Source organism: Bradyrhizobium algeriense (assembly GCF_003062295.1).
Taxonomy (GTDB): Bacteria; Pseudomonadota; Alphaproteobacteria; order Rhizobiales; family Xanthobacteraceae; genus Bradyrhizobium; species Bradyrhizobium algeriense.
Window position 1 is genome coordinate 105,553 of sequence record NZ_PYCN01000007.1, and the last position, 18,321, is coordinate 123,873.

Below are 18,321 nucleotides of genomic sequence, written 5' to 3' on the forward strand. Positions count from 1 at the left end.
CCCTTCGCACATGATTTCCTCCACTCCCCAAACTGACACCGTCCATGTGATTGGCGGCGGTCTTGCCGGTTCGGAAGCCGCCTGGCAGGTCGCCAATGCGGGCGTTCGCGTCGTCCTGCACGAGATGCGCCCGTTGCGGATGACCGAAGCGCACCGCACCGAGGGCCTCGCCGAGCTCGTCTGCTCCAACTCGTTCCGCTCGGACGATGCCGCCAACAACGCCGTCGGCCTGCTGCATGCCGAGATGCGCCGGCTGGGCTCGCTGATCATGCGCTGCGCCGATGCCAATCAGGTGCCCGCGGGTGGGGCGTTGGCGGTCGACCGCGACGGGTTTTCCGCAGCCGTCACCCGGGCCCTGCACGACCATCCACTGATCGAGATCGACCGGACCGAAATCGCCGGTCTGCCGCCCGCCGAATGGGCCAACGTGATCGTCGCGACTGGCCCTCTCACCTCGGCGCCGCTGGCCGAGGCTATCCGCGAGCTGACGGATGAGAACGCGCTGGCGTTCTTCGATGCGATCGCGCCGATCGTGCACAAGGATTCCATCGACATGTCGGTGGCGTGGTTTCAGTCGCGCTACGACAAGATCGGGCCGGGCGGCACCGGCGCGGACTACATCAACTGCCCAATGACCAAGGAGCAATACGACGCCTTCGTTGCCGCGCTGCTGGCCGGCGAGAAGGTCGACTTCAAGGACTGGGAGACCAACACGCCCTATTTCGACGGCTGCCTGCCGGTCGAAGTGATGGCCGAGCGCGGTCACGAGACGCTGCGGCACGGGCCGATGAAGCCGGTCGGGCTGACCAATCCGCATAATCCGACGGTCAAGCCCTACGCGATCGTGCAACTGCGGCAGGACAACAAGCTCGGCACGCTCTACAACATCGTCGGCTTCCAGACCAAACTGAACTACGGCGCGCAGCAGCGCGTATTCCGCACCATTCCGGGCCTCGAAAACGCCGAATTCGCCCGGCTCGGCGGCCTGCACCGCAACACCTTCCTGAACTCGCCAAAACTCCTCGATGGGCAGTTGCGGCTGCGGGCGCAGCCACGGCTGCGCTTTGCCGGGCAGATGACCGGCTGCGAGGGCTATGTGGAATCCGCCAGCATCGGCCTGATCGCAGGCCTTTACGCCGCGGCGAACGCCCGGGAGCAGTCGCTCGAACCGCCGCCGGTGACCACGGCGCTGGGGTCGCTGCTCGGGCATATCACAGGCGGCCACATCGAGACCATTGAAGCCGGAACGCGCTCATTCCAACCCATGAATATCAATTTCGGACTGTTCCCGCCGCTTGCGAGCTTGCCGACCAAGAAAGCGGATGGCACGCGGCTGCGCGGCAACGAGAAGACGGTGGCAAAAAAGCAGGCGCTCAGCGCTCGGGCGCTGGCTGATCTCGATCGCTGGATCGCCGATCATCTTCGTGTAGCGGCGGCGGCTTAGCACCATGAGTTTGACCAAGGACGACGCCGAGATCCTGTCGGCGCGATGGACCGAAGGCGTGCTGCTGAAGCGCGACGTGTTCTCGACCGTCGAACGCGGCCGCTTTCGCGAAGATGCCGGCGAGGTTGACGCGGTGTTGCGCCGGCTCGATCAGGTACCGCTGTGGTCCTATCCGCTCGCCCGCCATCTGTTCGCCCGCGAGCGCCGCGCGCTGGCGCTGGCGCGCGATCTCGACGCCGGCCCGAAGCTGCTCTGGGCCGGCCGAAGCGCGCTGGTGCGCGGCTTCATCGACGGCGTCGCGCTGCATCTGGCCAAGCCCCATGGCGACCTCGCCTATTTCCGCTCCGCCAAGCTCGCGCTTCGCAAGCTGCACCGCGCCGGCATCTGCCACAACGACCTTGCCAAGGAACAGAACTGGCTGCGTGGAAGCAACGGCCGCGCCTATGTGACCGATTTTCAACTGGCCGCCTGCTTCAAGACAAGAAGCCGCCTGTTCCGGATCGCGGCCTATGAGGACCTGCGGCATCTGCTGAAGCACAAGCGCAGTTATGCGCCACAGGCGCTGACGCCGATGGAGCGCAAGATTCTCGCGCGCAAATCCTTTGTCGCCAGTATCTGGCTCAAGACCGGCAAGAAGGTCTACCAAGCCATCACCCGCGGCCTGTTCAACTTCACCGATCGCGAAGGCGGCGGCCGCCGGCTGGTCAATGACGCGCCCGTCCTGATCGACCTGATCAGGAAGAACCCTGAAGTGCGCGACACCGCCATCGTCGCATTCGCCGACCGCCGCACCGGCGTCGGGCTGTACGCCTTCGTGGAGGCCGACAAGGTCGCGCTGGAAAAGCAGTTGCGCAGCGAACTCGCCGCAGCCAAGGGCGTTAAGCCGCCGGAGCATATCCAGGTGGTGCACGCCCTACCGCGCGATGCCGCCGGCAAGCCGCGCACCGAGATCCTGCAACTCGTCGCGATGAACCAGCTCGACCTGATCGAGCCGCTGATCACGAGCGAGGCTGATCGCGCGTTCCTGAAGGATATTCTGGAGAGCCGGAAGAACTTGCGCGATCGGTTTAACTTTGAGAGTGCCGAGTTGAATTCGCGGTAAGCCGCACCCGTCATTGCGAGGAGCGTAGCGACGAAGCAATCCACTCTTTCGCGGCTGCGGCGAGATGGATTGCTTCGCTTCGCTCGCAATGACAGTCTGGGTTGACTACCCGCCAAACTCCCTCGACCGCGACGCCCGCCACAGCGTCCACAGCGTCCGCAGCCGCGATGTCGCCTGCGGCACGAAGGGATCGAAGTCAGCACGTGACATGCGCTTCAGATCGCGGTGGACCAGCGCCAGCGAAAGGAACACCGGCCGCGCCTGCGGCGGCAGATGTATGAGCAGATCGAAGGCCGTGCGGAGATGCTTTCGGGCGTCTCCAACCAACTGGTCGATCGCGGCTCGCGCATTTGGCGTCTGCTTGCCCGAAAACACTTCCTCCATCCCGCTGCCGTGTTGCTGCAGCAATTGCAGCGGCAGGAATAGCTGTCGCCGCGCGGCATCGAGCGGCAGCGTTGCGATCACATGCGTCATGCCCTGGGCCAGCCCGGCATGGCGCGCGAGATGGTCGATCACGGCCGACGGCTGCGCCATGATCCGCGCGCCGAGCGAGAACAGCGCCGCGGAGGTGTCGGTGACGTACCCTTCCAGCGCCGCCATCGACGGCATCGGATCGTTGTAGAGGTCGAACTGATGCTCCTCGATCAGCCGCGACAGCAGTTCGATCGGCAGGCGAAATTCTTCGATCGTCTGCAGGAGTTCGGCCGCGACCGGATTGCCTTCGACGCCGCCATGGCCGGCGCCTTCCAGCATGTCGGTCCACCATTGCAGCCGCATCTCGCCCGGCAGCGGCTGGCTGACCTGCTCGCGCACGCGCGATATCTCGACATTGAAGGCGAAGACCGACAGCAACGCGCGGCGCTGCGCCGCCGGCAGGAACAGTGTCGACGCATAGCGGGCAAAGTCGTGCGTGCGCACCAGATCGGCGCAGAACGCGGCGGACTCTTTCGGCGTCGCGGCCCCGCTCATGGCACCGCGATCAACGCCGCCGCGACGCGCCGGCGCTCGCCCAGCATGATGTTGTAGGTGCGGATCGCTGGCCCCGTCTGCATCGCATCGAGCACGACGCGTACGGCGCGCAGCGCCTCGCGAAGGCCCCGCGGCGGCATCCAGACTTCAGTGCCGGTGCCGACGATCAGCGTGTCGATGGAATTGGCGGCCTTGAAGACGCGCGCCAGCGAATATTCGTCGATCTCGGCCGGTTTCGTAACCTGCCAGGCCCATATCCCGTCCGGCAGGCACAGCAGCGAGCCGCGATGCGACATGTCGGCGAAGGCGAAGCCCCCTTTGCCGTAGGCTTCGATCGGCGCCGACCTCGGAAGATGCGGAGCGTCCGAGGATGTGGCCATGTCTACTTCTTCGTTGGCTTATCCGGCGCGTCGCGGTGCTCGCCGACGCCAAGATAGATCAGGATCGGCGCGGCGATGAAGATTGAGGTGTAGGTACCGACCAGCACCACGCCGAACATCATGACCGCCGTGAAGCTGTGGATCGCGTGGCCGCCGAACAGCAGCAGCGCGAGCAAGGCCAGCGTCACCGTGACGTGGGTGATGATCGAGCGCGACAGTGTCGAATTGATGGACTCGTTCAGAAGCTGCGGCATCGGCATTTTCTTGTACCGGCGCAGCATTTCCCGAATGCGGTCGTAGATCACGACCGTGTCGTTCAGGGAGTAGCCGAGAATGGTCAATAGCGCCGCGATGCTGGTGAGGTCGAAATCGACCTGGGAGATCGACATGAAGCCGATCGTCAGCACGATATCGTGGACGTTGGCGATCATGGCGCCCAATGCGAACTGCCATTCGAATCGGAACCAGAGATAGATCAGGATCGCGATGATCGCGAGCATCAGGCCGACCATGCCATAGGCCAGCAGTTCGCCGGAAACACGCGGTCCCACCACTTCGACGCGGCGGTATTCGACGGTGTCGCTGAGCGCGCCGCGGACCTTCTGCACCGCAGCCTGCTGCGCGGCATCGCCGCCGGGCTGTTCGGCAACCCGGATCAGCACGTCCGAGGGACCGCCGAACTGCTGCAACTGGATGTCGCCGAGTCCGAGCGTGCTCAATTTCGCACGCATCGCACCGATATCGGCGGGGCCGGACTTGTTCTGCACCTCCAGGAGCGTACCGCCCCTGAAGTCGATGCCGAAATTCAGCCCATGGGTGAAGAACAGCACGATCGCGACGATCGAAAGCGCCGCCGAAATCGGAAAGCTGATGCGGCGAAAGCGGGTGAAATCGAAATGCGTGTCGTCAGGGACGATGCGCAACGGCGGCAAGAGATCGAGCACCGCAACCACGGTCAGCACGACAATCAGAATGCCAAGCCCAATGAGAACGTATTGAGTCACGAACCAGATTCCTAGATCGGCACGGTTTTGGGCCGCTTCCACCGCACCCAGCCGGCGACGATCAGGCTGGTGAGAGTAAACGCGGTGAAGACCGTGGTGATGATGCCGATGCCGAGCGTAACGGCGAAGCCGCGGACCGGGCCGGTGCCGATATAGAACAGCACCGCGGCGGCGATGAAGGTGGTGATGTTGGAGTCCAGAATTGTCGCCAATGCGCGACGGAATCCCGCGTCGATCGCCGAAATCGGGGTTCGCCCGTGACGTAGCTCTTCGCGGATGCGCTCATAGATCAGCACGTTGGAGTCGACGGCGATGCCGACCGTCAGCACGACGCCGGCGATGCCGGGCAGCGTCAGCGTGGCGTTGAGCAGCGACAGGATGCCGAAGATCATCGCGACGTTGATGGCCACCGCGATGTTGGCGAATACGCCGAACAGGCGGTAGGTCACCAGCATGAACACGATGACCATGATCGAGCCGATGTAGGCGGCAAGTTTGCCCTTCTCGATCGAGTCCTGGCCGAGGCCGGGACCGACGGTGCGCTCCTCGATCACGGTCAGCGGCGCCGGCAGTGCGCCGGCACGCATTAGCAGCGCGAGTTCGTTGGCCGCCTGCACCGTGAAGCTGCCGGAAATCTGCCCCTGGCCGCCGGTGATCGGCTCGCGGATCACGGGTGCGGATATCACCTTGTTGTCGAGGACGATGGCAAAGGGTTGCCCGACATTTTCCGACGTCGCCTGCGCGAATTTACGCGAGCCCGAACTGTTGAACTTGAAGTTCACGATCGGCTCGTTGGTGCGCTGGTCGAAGCCCGGCTGCGCGTCGGTCAGGTCGCCGCCCGACACCAGCACCTGCCGTTTGATGACGTAGGGAACCTTGGGCGATTGCTCGCTCATCAAGACTTCCGAATCCGCCGAAACCCGCCCCGACTGAGCCTGATCCGGCGACACCGACGGATCGACCATGCGGAATTCCATCTTGGCGGTCTGGCCAAGGATGCGCTTCAGGTCGGTTGGATCCTGCAATCCCGGTACTTGGACCAGGATGCGATCGGTGCCTTGCCGCTGGATTAAGGGCTCGACCGTGCCCAATTCGTTGATACGGCGCTCGACGATCTGGATCGACTGTTCAATCGTTTGCCGGATGCGTTCGGTAATGGCGGCTTGCGGCACGGTGAGACGGAACAGGCCGCCGCCGGCGTCCGAAACTTCGAGGCTGCGCTGCCCTGAGGAGCCGAGCAGACCGCCGAGCGGCTGCGACAGCTCGCGCAGCTTGGTGAGGGCCGCCTGCTGGTCACTCTCCTTGACGCGGACTTCGGCGGCGTCGCCGCGGACGGAAAGGCCGGTATAGCCGATCTTGGCGTCGCGCAGTACGCGGCGGACCTCATCGCGCACCTGGTCGAGCTTTTCCTTCTTCACGTAGTTGGAATCGACTTCGAGCAGCAGGTACGAGCCGCCCTGCAAATCGAGGCCGAGCACGATGTGGCGCTGCGCCCAGAGCGGCCAGGTCTTCACTCTCTCCTGGGAAAAGAAGTTCGGAACCGCGAACAGGCAGACGACGAGCGCGGTCATTATGATCGCCAGCGCCTTCCACCGCGAGAAATACAACATCGAGTTGACCCGTCAGATCCAGGAAATGCGCCGCGGCAAGCGGCGCGGAAAACTCAGCTCGCGGACGTCTCGTCCTTGCTCTCACTCTTTTCCTTGGCCGGCTCGCCCTTGGCGCGGACGCCCGAAATCATCTGCCGCATCTGCCGCACACGGACGCCGTCCGAAATCTCGAACTCGATCTGGTCGTCGTCGACCACCTTGGTCACCTTGCCGACCAGGCCGCCCGAGGTGACGACGGTGTCGCCGCGCCGGATGTTTTTGACCAGTTCCTGATGATCCTTCACCTTCTTCTGCTGCGGGCGCAGAATCAGGAAATACATGATCACGAAGATCAGCGCGAACGGCAGCAGTGACATCAACATGCTGTTGGCATCGCCGCCGGCCGCAGCCTGGGCGTACGCAGGGGTAATCAGCATCGAACAATCCTCGTGAGACGGAAAAGAACCGGCCATGCCTGGGCTTAGCGCCTTGGGCAAATCGCCCGGTCCCCGGGGCAAATTCGCGCGGACTATAGCGGCGGCGGGCCCAATTGCAACGTGGCCGGCCCTCTCATTTAGGCCGCTTGCGGGACCTTCCAAGGCCCGTTAAGGCTGCGCGGTCAGGAACTGCAAAAATGTCGAAAAAAGCCAAGAAAACCGCGGCTCAAACAGCGGCGCGCACCACCCCCAAAGTGGCCTCGCGAGCGGTCGCGAAAACCGCGACAAAACGTCCGGCAAACAGCCTCAACGGCGCCACCGCCGAGCGGATCGCCACGGCGCTGGAAGCCATCGCCGTCCACCTTTCCGCGGCCTCCCCGGCGACGGCCACCCTTGAGCAGTTCGGTTCTGCGGACGCCTTTGTCTGGCATCCGGACGGACGGCTTTCGCCGGTGCCGCGGGTCAGCCGCGTCGACCTTGGGCTGCTTAGGGGTATCGACCAGGTGCGCGACATCCTGATCGAAAACACCGAGCGCTTTGCCGACGGGCTGCCCGCGAACAACGCGCTGCTGTGGGGCGCGCGCGGCATGGGCAAGTCGTCGCTGGTGAAGGCCACTCACGCCAACATCAACATCGACCGCAAGCCGGCCGACCGGCTGAAGCTGATCGAGATCCACCGCGAGGATATCGAGAGCCTGCCGGGCTTGATGGATCTCCTGCGCAGCTCCGATTTCCGCTTCATCGTGTTCTGCGACGACCTCTCCTTCGACGGCAACGACGCCTCCTACAAATCGCTGAAGGCGGTGCTGGAAGGCGGTATCGAGGGACGCCCCGACAACGTCATCCTCTACGCCACCTCGAACCGGCGGCACCTGCTGGCGCGCGAGATGATCGAGAACGAACGCTCGACCGCGATCAACCCGGGTGAAGCGGTCGAGGAGAAAGTCTCGCTGTCGGATCGCTTCGGGCTTTGGCTCGGCTTCCACCGCTGCAGCCAGGATGAATATCTGGCGATGGTGCGGGGCTATTGCGGCCATTTCGGCATCGCGATGGCCGACGAAGAGCTGGAGCGCGAAGCGCTGGAATGGTCGACCACGCGCGGCTCCCGTTCGGGCCGCGTGGCCTGGCAGTTCACGCAGGAACTGGCGGGACGGCTGGGCGTGCGGCTCTCGGGGAAGTAGGCGACGCGCGAGAACCCGTAGCCCGGATGGAGCGCAGCGCAATCCGGGATCAGTCTGACCACTGGCGAGAGCGGCCCCGGATTTCGCTTCGCTCCATCCGGGCTACGCTCGCCTCACGCCCCGTTCAGGAATTGAAGCGGGTCAACCGGTGAAGATCCCTTGCGGATCTCGAAGTGGAGCTGCGGCGACCCCACCTCGCCCGATTGACCCGATTTGGCAATGATCTGGCCGCGCTTGATCGTATCCCCGCGCTTCACCATCAGTTCACTCGCATGGGCATATGCGGTGACGTAACCGTTGGAGTGCCGCACCAGAACCAGATTGCCGTAACCCTTGAGCTCGTTGCCGGAATAGGCGACCACGCCATCTTCCGCGGCTTTCACCGGCGTACCTTCCGGCACCGCCAGGTTGATACCGTCATTCGATTTGCCGTTGGTCTTGGCGCCGTAGCTCGTGATCACCTTGCCGCGCACCGGCCAGCGGAAGGTCGGCAGAGCGCCGGTGGCTTCGCTTGATTTGACCGACGCGGCTTCGACGACGGGCTTTTCTTCGGCAACATTGGTGGTCGCCTGTGCCAGCCGCGCGGCCTGCGGCGGACCGCCGGCTGCGGCCAGCTTGGTGGCAGGCGCCGCAACCGGGGCGACCGGCTGGGCAGGTACGGCGGCGACGACGGGCTGCGCCACTGGCGCGACGGCCGCGGACTTCGAACCGGGCACGGTGAGCTTCATGCCGAGGCTGAGCTTGGCGGACTGATCGAGATTGTTGGCCTTGGCGAGTTCGGCAACCGGGACATGATTGCGGCGCGCGATGCTCATCAGCGTATCGCCGCGATTGACGATATGGACGCTCGACGGCGCAGCCGCGGCGGCAACCGGCTTGCTGGCCGCCGGCGCGGCCGCAGCCGCAGCCACCGCCGTCTGCCGCGGAATGATCAGTTGCTGGCCGGGCGACAGGACCCGCGGGCCCTTGTAGCCGTTGGCCTGCAGGATCGCGGCGGCTGAAACGTTGTAGCGCTTGGCCAGAATGTCCAGCGTGTCGCTGGTGCCGACGATGATCGAGGTGCCGTTCGGCGCAGCCGGGCGCGCGGCCGCGACCGAGCGCGGCGGTACCGTGGCGGTGGTCTCGATCGGCGGCTGGGATGGCGGCGCATAGGAGGAAACCCCGCGCCCTCCTCCCGACACCCCGCCAGGGCTGGCCGGATAAGCCTGCGGTGTAACGACGGCGGGCGGCGGCAGAGCCTGGGACTGGAATTGCGGCGCAGACGCCTGCGGCCGGCCGTATTGCGGCAGCTCGCGGCGTTCAGCGGCGGGCGGGCGCACCGAACCGGTGGCTTCGGGCTGCGAGGCAAAGGGATTGGAGAACGAGCTATCGGAAAAGCGCGTCTGCATATCGGCGCTGCAGCCGGCAAAGCCGACCGACATCAGCGTCAGCACCGCGACCTGCGGCATCCGACGCGAGCGAAGCAACTCGGCGACACGGGACATGGTTACTCACTCGTACGCAACAAAATACTGTTTTGAGTAAACACTGACCGAGTAAATAACCGCTTAACCCTTGGAATAAGATGTTGGAGGGAACCGCCAATCCGGGATTCTACAGCTCTCGCGCAATTCCCGGCAGCGCCGGGACGAAGCGGACATCGACCAATTCCTTGCGCTCGAAACCGCTATCTTTCCTGGTCACCCTGACCAGCGTCTGGGTGCCGTGATGCGGACCGACCGGTGCGATCAGGATGCCGCCGGGCTCAAGCCGCCGCTGCAGGGTATCGGGGATTTGCTCCATCGCGGCGGTGACGATGATGCGATCGAAATCGCCGGCGCCCGGCGGAATGTCGAAGCCGTCGCCATACATCACCTCGATATTGAAATAGCCGAGCGCTTCGAGCCGGTCGCGGGCCGTGTCCGCCAGCGTCCGATAGCGCTCGATGGTCAGGACATGCGCGCACAGCCGCGACAGCACCGCGGCCTGATAGCCGGAGCCGGTACCGATCTCGAGCACCTTGTGGTCCTTCCGCAGCTGCAGCTGCTCGGTCATGTAGGCCACCACGAAGGGCTGGCTGATGGTCTGCCCGCAGGCGATGCCGAGCGCACTGTCGCGATAGGCGTGACCGCGGTCGCCAGCCGCCACGAAAACCTCCCGCGGCACCTCTTCCATGGCGCGCAGTACCGCCTGGTCGCTGATCCCCCGCCGCCGCAGGGTGAGCTGAAACATCATCTTCTCGGGCGGTTCTTGCGACATTGCGGTCTCGCGGCGGGCTCAGGCCCCGCCGAGATGTAATAGCGTCCGCGCACTTAAGGAAGAATTTCCTCAAGATTTCGGTTCCGGCTACCGGAACTGTTGTTGCGCCCCCGGCGTTAGGGCACGGCAAATCCACAGCCGGAGTCTTTGCTTAAATGCGTGCCGGTTCATGTCGACGTTGCGCCAAGGGGTGTTTTTTGCGAACCTCAAAGCCTTGGAAGGGCAAGGATTCCCCTCATGATAGCGACACGGCCGGCAGGCTGTTCTGTTTTCCTCGTCGAAGACGAGGTGATGATCCGGATGATGGTCGCTGACATGCTGGAAGAGCTGGGCCACAGCGTAGCTGCCGAGGCCGGCGAAATCGGCGAAGCGGTCAAGCTGGTGCAATCGACCGAATTCGATCTCGCCATTCTCGACGTCAACGTCAACGGCAAGGTGATCACGCCGGTCGCCGAGCTTATCACGGCGCGCAACCTCCCGTTTATCTTTGCGACCGGCTACGGCTCCTCCGGCCTGCCCCAGGAATATCGCGACCGCCCCGCACTGCAGAAGCCGTTCCAGCTGGAAACGCTGGCCCAGGTGATCGCCGCTACGATGAAGAGCGCCCCGGTTTAAGTGTTATCCGCGTGCTCAGCTGTCATCATCCGCGTAGGCGGATGATCCAGTATCCCAGAGACCTGCGATTGAACCGAGAAGCCGCGGCGTACTGGATACCCGCCTTCGCGGGTATGACGAGTTCGGCCGGAGCCTACTTCAACGTCGTCGTCAGCTCTTCCGAAAACGCCTCGTCCGTGCGATCGAGCCGCAGCGGCGTGACCGATACGTAGCGCGCCGCAAGTGCGGCAAGATCGGTGCCTTCGGCCGGCGTATCCATCATCGCCGCGCGCTCAAAGCCGATCCAGAAATACGGATTGCCGCGGCCGTCGTGGCGCTTGTCGACCTTGAGGAAGCCGAGGTTGCGCTTGCCCTGACGCGTCACGCGCACGCCCTTGACCTGGTCGGGCGTGCAGGCGGGAAAATTGACGTTGATCACAGTATTTTTCGGCACGCCCGCATCGATCACCTTGCGCAGGATATCGGGGCCGAATTTCAGCGCGGTGTCCCACAGCGGCGCGTGACGAGTCTCGATGGAAAATTCCTGGCTCAACGCAAACGACGGGATTCCCAGGATCGTGCCTTCAAGGGCACCGGCGATGGTGCCGGAATAAACCACGTCCTCGGCGACGTTGCGGCCCTTGTTGACGCCGGACAGCACCAGATCCGGCATCTTCTCGCCGAGGATGTGACGCGAGCCCATGATCACGCAATCGGTCGGCGTGCCCCGCACCGCGAAATGGCGCGGACCGACTTCGCGCAGCCGCAGCGGATCGTTCAGCGACAACGAATGCGAGACGCCGGACTGATCGAGCTCCGGCGCCACGATCCAGACGTCGTCGGACAGCGCGCGGGCGATTTCCTCGACGATCTTCAACCCCGGCGCATGAATGCCGTCGTCGTTGGTGCAGAGAATTCGCATCCGTCAAAATGCCTTCTGGTTCAGGTCGGGGCAGGCGCTTACCTTTGGGCGTCGTCTTATCCGGCTATCGCGGCTGAGGCAAACCGGCCGATTTCCTCATGTTTTCTTCATCCAGACCCGCCAAGGGCGCGCGAATCTGGCGCTGCCATCGATTTTCATCTGCAGGTCCGGCGATTGCTGCTCGGGCGGCGCGATGGGAACAGGCGGCGGCGGTGCAACTATCGATGTCGATCCCGCCTGCGGCTGCGGATGTCGCGTTCGCGCAACCGCCAGCCCCTTGTCGAAGTCCGCGGCGTTGAGCCATTCCTTGGCATGCATACGCTCGATCAGGTCATCGTCCCACAGGCCGGCCACTTCGATATCGAAGGCGCCCTTCAGCCGCTGGTCGACCAATTGCATCCCGTGGCCGGTAACAGCCCATTGCCTCCCGATCCAAAAGATGTCGCGATGCAATGCCATTTTGCCTTGCGCTATTTGTCCCGCTCGATGGTCTTGAGCCCGCCCATATAGGGCTGCAACACGTCGGGCACCGCGATCGCGCCGTTTTCCTGCTGATAGGTTTCCATGACCGCAATCAGCGCGCGGCCGACCGCCGTGCCGGAGCCGTTCAGCGTATGAACGAAACGCGGCTTGCCGTCGGGCCCACGCGAACGCGCATCCATCCGCCGCGCCTGGAAGTCGCCGCACACCGAGCAGCTCGAGATTTCGCGGTAAGCCCCGCCCTCGCCCTGCCCCGGCATCCAGACCTCGATGTCGTAGGTTTTTTGCGCGGAAAAGCCCATGTCGCCGGAGCACAGTGTCATCACGCGATAATGCAAATCGAGCCGGCGCAATACTTCCTCGGCGCAGGACAACATACGCTCATGCTCGTCGCGGCTGGTCTCGGGCGTCGCGATCGAGACCAGCTCGACTTTTGTAAACTGATGCTGCCGGATCATGCCGCGGGTATCGCGGCCCGCAGCGCCCGCTTCTGCGCGGAAGCACGGCGTCAGCGCGGTCAGCCGCATCGGCAGCTCTTTTTCGTCGACAATGGATTCGCGGACGAGATTCGTCAGCGAGACTTCCGCGGTGGGAATGAGCCCGAGACGCTCGGTCTTCAACCGCTCGTCGGGCGCCACAAGCAATTCGCCCTTGATGGCCCAGAACTGGTCGTCCTCGAATTTCGGCAATTGGCCCGTGCCGAACATCACGTCGTTGCGCACCAATAGCGGCGGGTTGATTTCGGTGTAACCATGCTCGCCGGTGTGGAGATCGAGCATGAACTGACCGATGGCGCGCTCCAGCCGCGCCAGCCCCCTCTTCAGCACCACGAAGCGCGCGCCGCTCAATTTCGCGGCGGCCTCGAAATCCATGTAGCCGAGCGCGCCGCCGAGATCGTCATGCGGCTTCGGCGTGAAGGCATAGTTGCGGATCTTGCCATAGAGGTGGCGCTGCACGTTGCCGTGCTCGTCTGTGCCTTCGGGCACATCGTCGAGCGGCAGATTCGGAATAGCGGCAAGTTCTTTCGCCAGCTCCTCGTCCGCGATCTTCGCGGTAAGCTCAAGCTCCGGCATCGTGGTCTTGAGCTCGGCGACTTCCGACATCAGTCTGTTGGCGCGCGCGTCGTCCTTGGCCTTCTTGGCCTCGCCGATTTCCTTCGACGCCGCATTGCGCCGCGCCTGCGCCTGCTCGGACGCCAGGATCGCCGCGCGACGCTTTTCATCGATCGCCAGCAGCGCAGCCGACAACGGCGCCAGCCCGCGGCGCTTCAGTCCGGCGTCGAACGCCTGGGGGTTGTCGCGGATCGATTTGATGTCGTGCATGGCCACAATTCCTGCGTCATGGCCGGGCTTGTCCCGGCCATCCACGTCTTGGCTGCGTTAGAACAAGTCGTGGATGCCCGGGTCAAGCCCGGGCATGACGAATCATTGGCAGCACGGCGCGATGATAGAAAAAAAGGCGGCGAACGCGCCCCCCTACTCGGCCGGGTTGGCTTCCGGGGGCGGGCTGGCGGGCGGAGGCGTGGTCGAGGCCTGCGCGGCCGCGGCCTTCTTTTCCACCATGCGGACGGCAACGATGGCGCCCTCGTAGAGCAGCAGCAGCGGTATCGCGAGCGAGGCCTGGCTGATCACGTCGGGCGGCGTCAGGACGGCTGCGATCACGAAGGCGATGACGATGAAATAGCGCCGCTTCTCGCGCAGCATCTGCGAGGTGACGATGCCGATCCTCCCCAAAAGCGTCAGGATCACCGGCAGCTGGAACGCGATGCCGAAGGCGAAGATCAGCGACATCATCAGCGACAGATACTCGCCGACCTTCGGCAACAACTGGATCTGCGCGGACTCGTCACCGCCGGTCTGCTGCATGCCGAGCGAGAACCGCACCAGCATCGGCAGCACGATGAAGTAGACCAGCAGCGAACCGAGCGCGAAGAAGAACGGCGTGGCGACCAGGTAAGGCAGGAACGCGCCGCGCTCGTGCTTGTAGAGGCCGGGCGCCACGAACATGTAGATCTGCCCGGCAACGATCGGGAACGAGATGAAGGCAGCGCCGAACATCGCCAGCTTCAACTGGGTCAGGAAATATTCCAACAGCGCGGTGTAGATGAATTTCGAATTTTCGGCGCCCGCGACCCAGACGAACGGCCAGACCAGCACGTTGTAGATCTGCTTGGCGAAGAAGAAGCAGAAGATGAACGCTATGCCGAAGGCCAACAGCGCCTTGATCAGCCGCGAGCGCAGCTCGATCAAGTGATCCATCAATGGCGCCTTGCTGGCCTCGATATCCTCAATGGTCATGACGCTTTGGCGTCCTTGAGAACGTCAGGCGCCACCGGCGCGATATCCTGCGCCGCCGCCTGAACCTCACGCGTGATCACAAGCGGCTCGGACGCCGCCGCATGCGCCTCGGCTTCGACGAAGGTCTCCGGCGTCGGTGCGGCCGGCGTAGTCGGGGTGACGGGTTCGCCGATCGCGGACGCCACTTGGGCATCGTTGGGAGCGGTGGCGGGCTTGTCGATATCGCCGATCTGCAGGGCGTCGCCGACATCCTTCTGCAGCGAGGTCATGAGGCTGCCGGGGGAAAGCGCCGTCGCGGAGTCCTTGACCTCGTCGAAGCTTTTCTTCAGGTCGGCCATTTCGGCCTCGCGCATGGCTTCCTGGAACTGGCCCTGGAATTCAGAGGCCATTTTGCGCGCCTTGCCCATCCATTGCCCGACCATGCGCAAGACGCCCGGCAGTTCTTTCGGGCCGATGGCGATCAGCGCGACAACCGCGATGACGACCAGTTCACTCCACCCGATGTCGAACATGAATTCTTCCGCTCGCGCGAGACGTCCGCGCCCCAATCCATCATAGCCAAGATTTGGAGCCGCCCGCGCCGTTTCTCAACCGGCATCCTCTAAACTGACGCCTGGTTCAAGATGCCTGGTTCAGACAGCCTTGCTGCCGACATCGGTCCGCGCCGCGGTGGGCGCCGGCGCCGCATTGTGATCGATGGTCTTCACCGGCTCAGCGGGCTTTTCGGGTGCCTTGTCATCGTCCTGCAAGCCCTTCTTGAAGGACTTGATGCCCTGCGCGACGTCGCCCATCAGATCCGAGATCTTGCCGCGGCCGAACAACAGCAGGACCACTGCGATCACGACGATCCAGTGCCAAATGCTAAGCGAACCCATCCTGCAACTCCTCCAAAAGAGACGGCCGGCTTCCGGCCAAGCTTTGGCGGAAGGTAGGCCCGAGAGGTGTCAAAAACAAGGACCCCTGCCGCGGCAAATCGCTGTCGCGGCTACGTATTATGGCTATCATTAACCCCGCTTGCGGGGCTAGCCGGCTGAGCCTTCAGAACCAGCTCCACCGCCCTCTTCGGGCTCGGCGGCCGGGGCCAGCAGGAGTTCCAGAGTATCGCCGGCGTCGAGCGGATCCTCGTCCTCACGCAGTGCCGCGTCGTCCGACGGCGTCGGAACGCTGAAGCCGGAAGGCAGCCGCGAATCCAGTAGCCCCGTCCCCTTCAGCTCTTCCAGGCCCGGCAGGTCGCCGAGCGCTTCCAGGCTGAACTGCGACAGGAACGCTTCCGTTGTGCCGAAGGTTAGCGGCCGGCCCGGCGTCTTGCGGCGGCCACGGGGGCGGATCCAGCCGGTTTCCAGGAGCACGTCGAGTGTTCCCTTGGATGTGATCACGCCGCGGATATCCTCGATCTCGGCACGCGTCACCGGCTGGTGATAGGCGATGATCGCGAGCACCTCGATCGCCGCCCGCGACAGGCGCCGCGTCTCCGTGCTCTCGCGCGTCATCAGCCACGACAGATCGCCGGCGGTGCGAAACGTCCATTTGTTGGCGACGCGCACCAGATTGACGCCGCGCGGGGCATATTCCGCCTGCAGTTGCGCCAGCGCTACCTTGACGTCGACGCCATCGGGCATGCGCTTGGCAAGCGCCGCCTGATCGATCGGCTCGGCAGAGGCAAACAGCAGCGCTTCGAGAAGACGCAATTCCTCCGGCCGCGCCTCAACTTCGGTATTCTGGTCGATGGGATGATCCTCGGCATCTTCCATGCGTTTTTCCGCCAGGCTTGCCATGGCTAGGTCTCCTTCCACTACTCGACCGTCATATCCGGCGCGGGCATCGCTGCCTGCGGCGGACGCTTACGAAAATACAGCGGCGCGAACGCCTCTTTCTGGTTCAATTCCATCTCGCCTTCGCGCACCAGTTCGAGTGCTGCAGCGAAGCTCGACGCGAACACCGTCGCCCGCTGCGAGGGATCGACCACGTAGCTGAGCAGGTAATCGTCGAGGCAGCTCCAGTCTTCGGCTTCGGTCATGCCGACCAGCCGCTCCAGCGAGGCGCGCGCTTCAGCCAGCGACCACACCGTGCGCTTGGCCAGATGCACCGTCGCCAGCACGCGCTGCTGACGCTGCACGGCATAGGCCGTGAGCAGGTCGAACAGCGTGGCGGTGAATTTGGGATGCTTGATTTCGGCGATCGATTCCGGATTACCGCGCGGAAAGATATCGCGCTGGAACTGCGGCCGGTTCATCAGCCGGTTGGCGGCTTCGCGGATGGCCTCGAGCCGCCGCAGCCGGTTGGCGAGCGCGGTCGCCATTTCCTCCGCGCTCGGTCCGTCCGGCGTCGGCGGTTCGGGCAGCAGCAGGCGCGATTTCAGGTATGCCAGCCAGGCGGCCATCACGAGGTAGTCGGCCGCCAGTTCAAGACGGATCTTTCGCGCGGCCTCGATGAACGTCAGATACTGATCGGCCAGCGCCAGGATCGAAATCTTGGCGAGATCGACCTTCTGCTGCCGCGCCAGCGTCAGCAGCAGGTCGAGCGGGCCCTCATAGCCCTCGACGTCGACAACCAGCGCCGCCTCGCTGTCGGCGATTTCGGCGGGCCGTCCGGTTTCAAACGATAGAATTTCCGCGGTCATGCCGTTCCTACCCGATCCGTCAACGCTTCCAGTTCAGCCCGTGCCGCCTGCCGGTCGAAGGGCTCAGGCTGTTTTCGCGAGGCCAATGCCCGCCTGGCGCGATCCAGCGCTTCGCCCGCCAGCTCCGGCGTCTCGCGCGCCACATCGCGCATCTCGTCGAGCTTGCCGTTGCAATGCAGGACCATGTCGCATCCGGCGTTGACGATGGCGCGGGTCCGCTCGGCGATCGATCCCGCCAATGCATTCATGGACACGTCATCACTCATCAACAAGCCTTGGAACCCAATTACGCCGCGAATCACCTGCCGGATGATTGTCGCAGAAGTCGTCGCCGGTTGGGCGGGGTCTAATGCGCTAAACACAACATGTGCGGTCATGGCCATCGGCACGTCCGACAGCGGTTGAAAGGCCGCGAAATCGGTCCGTTCCAGCTCTTCTCGCGACGTATCAACGGTCGGGAGCCGCAAATGGCTATCCGCAGTGGCCCTTCCATGGCCGGGAATGTGCTTCAGGACGGGCAGGACGCCACCCTGCTCCAGCCCCTCGGTGACAGCGCGGGCGATCGCTGCGACCTTGCCCGGCTCGGTTCCATAGGCCCGGTTGCCGATCACGGCGTCGGCCCCGGCCACCGGAACATCCGCCAGCGGCAGGCAGTCGACGGTGACGCCGAGGTCGATCAGGTCGGCCGCGATCAGGCGCGAGCTGAGCCGCGCAGCCTTCAGCCCCAGCGCCTTGTCGAGGTCGTACAGCGCCCCGAAGGCGGCGCCGGGCGGATAGACCGGCCAATGCGGCGGCCCCAGCCGGGCCACCCGCCCGCCTTCCTGGTCGATCAGCACCGGAGCATCCGCTTCATCCAGGCAATTCCGCAATTCCCCAACAAGCGCAGATACTTGATCCGGCGTCTCGACATTGCGTTTGAATAGGATGAAGCCCCATGGGCGCTCGGCACGGATGAACTCGCGCTCCGTGGCGCTGAGTTCCAGTCCCGATACGCCCGTGATGAATGCGCGGCTGCTCATGGGGGCCGATTAGGCCCCTCACGGCTCCGCGGTCAAGGAAACCGG

General features: G+C 64.1%; 20 protein-coding genes. 4 read left to right on the top strand and 16 right to left on the bottom strand.

Annotation, left to right across the window (positions count from 1 at the left end):
- The first annotated feature begins 10 nt into the window (after positions 1 to 10).
- Together trmFO and C7G61_RS16400 are read left to right on the top strand one after the other, a co-directional pair.
- Positions 11 to 1,444, top strand: coding sequence for a methylenetetrahydrofolate--tRNA-(uracil(54)-C(5))-methyltransferase (FADH(2)-oxidizing) TrmFO (gene trmFO, locus C7G61_RS16395; protein WP_108515949.1), 1,434 nt, complete (start codon positions 11 to 13; stop codon positions 1,442 to 1,444).
- Between the two features lie 4 nt (positions 1,445 to 1,448).
- Entirely contained in the window at positions 1,449 to 2,546 is a 1,098-nt protein-coding gene (locus C7G61_RS16400; protein WP_108515951.1) for a serine/threonine protein kinase, read from the top strand.
- Positions 2,547 to 2,651: 105 nt separating this feature from the next.
- On the opposite strand, the gene C7G61_RS16405 is transcribed toward C7G61_RS16400, so the two are convergent.
- From C7G61_RS16405 to yajC, 5 genes are read right to left on the bottom strand one after another with little or no spacing between them, the layout of a single operon-like run.
- Complete coding sequence (locus C7G61_RS16405; protein ID WP_108515953.1) at positions 2,652 to 3,515, bottom strand: phytoene/squalene synthase family protein; 864 nt, start codon at positions 3,513 to 3,515, stop codon at positions 2,652 to 2,654.
- Entirely contained in the window at positions 3,512 to 3,895 is a 384-nt protein-coding gene (locus C7G61_RS16410) for an Mth938-like domain-containing protein (protein ID WP_108515955.1), read from the bottom strand. The genes C7G61_RS16405 and C7G61_RS16410 overlap by 4 nt, the downstream gene beginning before the upstream one ends.
- Positions 3,896 to 3,897: 2 nt before the next feature.
- Positions 3,898 to 4,899, bottom strand: a complete 1,002-nt coding sequence (gene secF / locus C7G61_RS16415) for a protein translocase subunit SecF (RefSeq protein ID WP_108516316.1) — start codon at positions 4,897 to 4,899, stop codon at positions 3,898 to 3,900.
- Positions 4,900 to 4,910: 11 nt separating this feature from the next.
- A complete protein-coding gene (gene secD, locus C7G61_RS16420) occupies positions 4,911 to 6,509 on the bottom strand; it encodes a protein translocase subunit SecD (RefSeq protein ID WP_108515957.1) in 1,599 nt (532 codons plus the stop codon).
- A gap of 53 nt (positions 6,510 to 6,562) precedes the next feature.
- Positions 6,563 to 6,925, bottom strand: coding sequence for a preprotein translocase subunit YajC (gene yajC / locus C7G61_RS16425; RefSeq protein WP_108515959.1), 363 nt, complete (start codon positions 6,923 to 6,925; stop codon positions 6,563 to 6,565).
- Positions 6,926 to 7,122: 197 nt separating this feature from the next.
- Between yajC and C7G61_RS16430 the strand changes: the two genes are divergently transcribed.
- Complete coding sequence (locus tag C7G61_RS16430) at positions 7,123 to 8,106, top strand: ATP-binding protein (RefSeq protein ID WP_108515961.1); 984 nt, start codon at positions 7,123 to 7,125, stop codon at positions 8,104 to 8,106.
- Between the two features lie 113 nt (positions 8,107 to 8,219).
- Here the strand turns inward: C7G61_RS16430 and C7G61_RS16435 are convergent, their stop codons facing one another.
- Positions 8,220 to 9,590: a peptidoglycan DD-metalloendopeptidase family protein gene (locus C7G61_RS16435; protein WP_108515963.1), complete on the bottom strand. Its 1,371-nt coding sequence runs from the start codon at positions 9,588 to 9,590 to the stop codon at positions 8,220 to 8,222.
- Between the two features lie 109 nt (positions 9,591 to 9,699).
- Positions 9,700 to 10,344, bottom strand: coding sequence for a protein-L-isoaspartate(D-aspartate) O-methyltransferase (locus C7G61_RS16440; RefSeq protein ID WP_417021148.1), 645 nt, complete (start codon positions 10,342 to 10,344; stop codon positions 9,700 to 9,702).
- 237 nt (positions 10,345 to 10,581) lie between these two features.
- On the opposite strand from C7G61_RS16440, the gene C7G61_RS16445 reads away from it, so the two are divergent.
- Entirely contained in the window at positions 10,582 to 10,959 is a 378-nt protein-coding gene (locus C7G61_RS16445; RefSeq protein WP_108515965.1) for a response regulator, read from the top strand.
- 133 nt (positions 10,960 to 11,092) lie between these two features.
- Here the strand turns inward: C7G61_RS16445 and surE are convergent, their stop codons facing one another.
- From surE to nagZ, 9 genes are all read right to left on the bottom strand, one after another.
- Positions 11,093 to 11,860, bottom strand: coding sequence for a 5'/3'-nucleotidase SurE (gene surE, locus C7G61_RS16450; protein WP_108515967.1), 768 nt, complete (start codon positions 11,858 to 11,860; stop codon positions 11,093 to 11,095).
- A 96-nt stretch (positions 11,861 to 11,956) separates the two neighbouring features.
- Entirely contained in the window at positions 11,957 to 12,319 is a 363-nt protein-coding gene (locus C7G61_RS16455) for a hypothetical protein (protein ID WP_108515970.1), read from the bottom strand.
- An 11-nt stretch (positions 12,320 to 12,330) separates the two neighbouring features.
- The gene (gene serS / locus C7G61_RS16460; RefSeq protein WP_108515972.1) at positions 12,331 to 13,662 is read right to left on the bottom strand and encodes a serine--tRNA ligase; all 1,332 of its coding nucleotides are present in this window, start codon (positions 13,660 to 13,662) and stop codon (positions 12,331 to 12,333) included.
- Between the two features lie 153 nt (positions 13,663 to 13,815).
- On the bottom strand, positions 13,816 to 14,637 hold the full coding sequence (tatC, locus tag C7G61_RS16465; protein ID WP_108515974.1) for a twin-arginine translocase subunit TatC: 822 nt from the start codon (positions 14,635 to 14,637) through the stop codon (positions 13,816 to 13,818).
- Positions 14,634 to 15,149 (bottom strand): Sec-independent protein translocase protein TatB, encoded by a 516-nt coding sequence (gene tatB, locus C7G61_RS16470; protein ID WP_108515976.1) that lies wholly within the window; start codon positions 15,147 to 15,149, stop codon positions 14,634 to 14,636. The genes tatC and tatB overlap by 4 nt, the downstream gene beginning before the upstream one ends.
- Positions 15,150 to 15,269: 120 nt before the next feature.
- Positions 15,270 to 15,512: a twin-arginine translocase TatA/TatE family subunit gene (locus C7G61_RS16475; protein WP_108515979.1), complete on the bottom strand. Its 243-nt coding sequence runs from the start codon at positions 15,510 to 15,512 to the stop codon at positions 15,270 to 15,272.
- 147 nt (positions 15,513 to 15,659) lie between these two features.
- Positions 15,660 to 16,412 (bottom strand): SMC-Scp complex subunit ScpB, encoded by a 753-nt coding sequence (gene scpB / locus C7G61_RS16480; protein ID WP_108515981.1) that lies wholly within the window; start codon positions 16,410 to 16,412, stop codon positions 15,660 to 15,662.
- A 17-nt stretch (positions 16,413 to 16,429) separates the two neighbouring features.
- Positions 16,430 to 17,257, bottom strand: coding sequence for a segregation and condensation protein A (locus C7G61_RS16485; RefSeq protein ID WP_108515983.1), 828 nt, complete (start codon positions 17,255 to 17,257; stop codon positions 16,430 to 16,432).
- Entirely contained in the window at positions 17,254 to 18,276 is a 1,023-nt protein-coding gene (gene nagZ / locus C7G61_RS16490) for a beta-N-acetylhexosaminidase (RefSeq protein WP_108515986.1), read from the bottom strand. Before nagZ ends, C7G61_RS16485 begins: the two co-directional genes overlap by 4 nt.
- Positions 18,277 to 18,321: the final 45 nt, after the last annotated feature.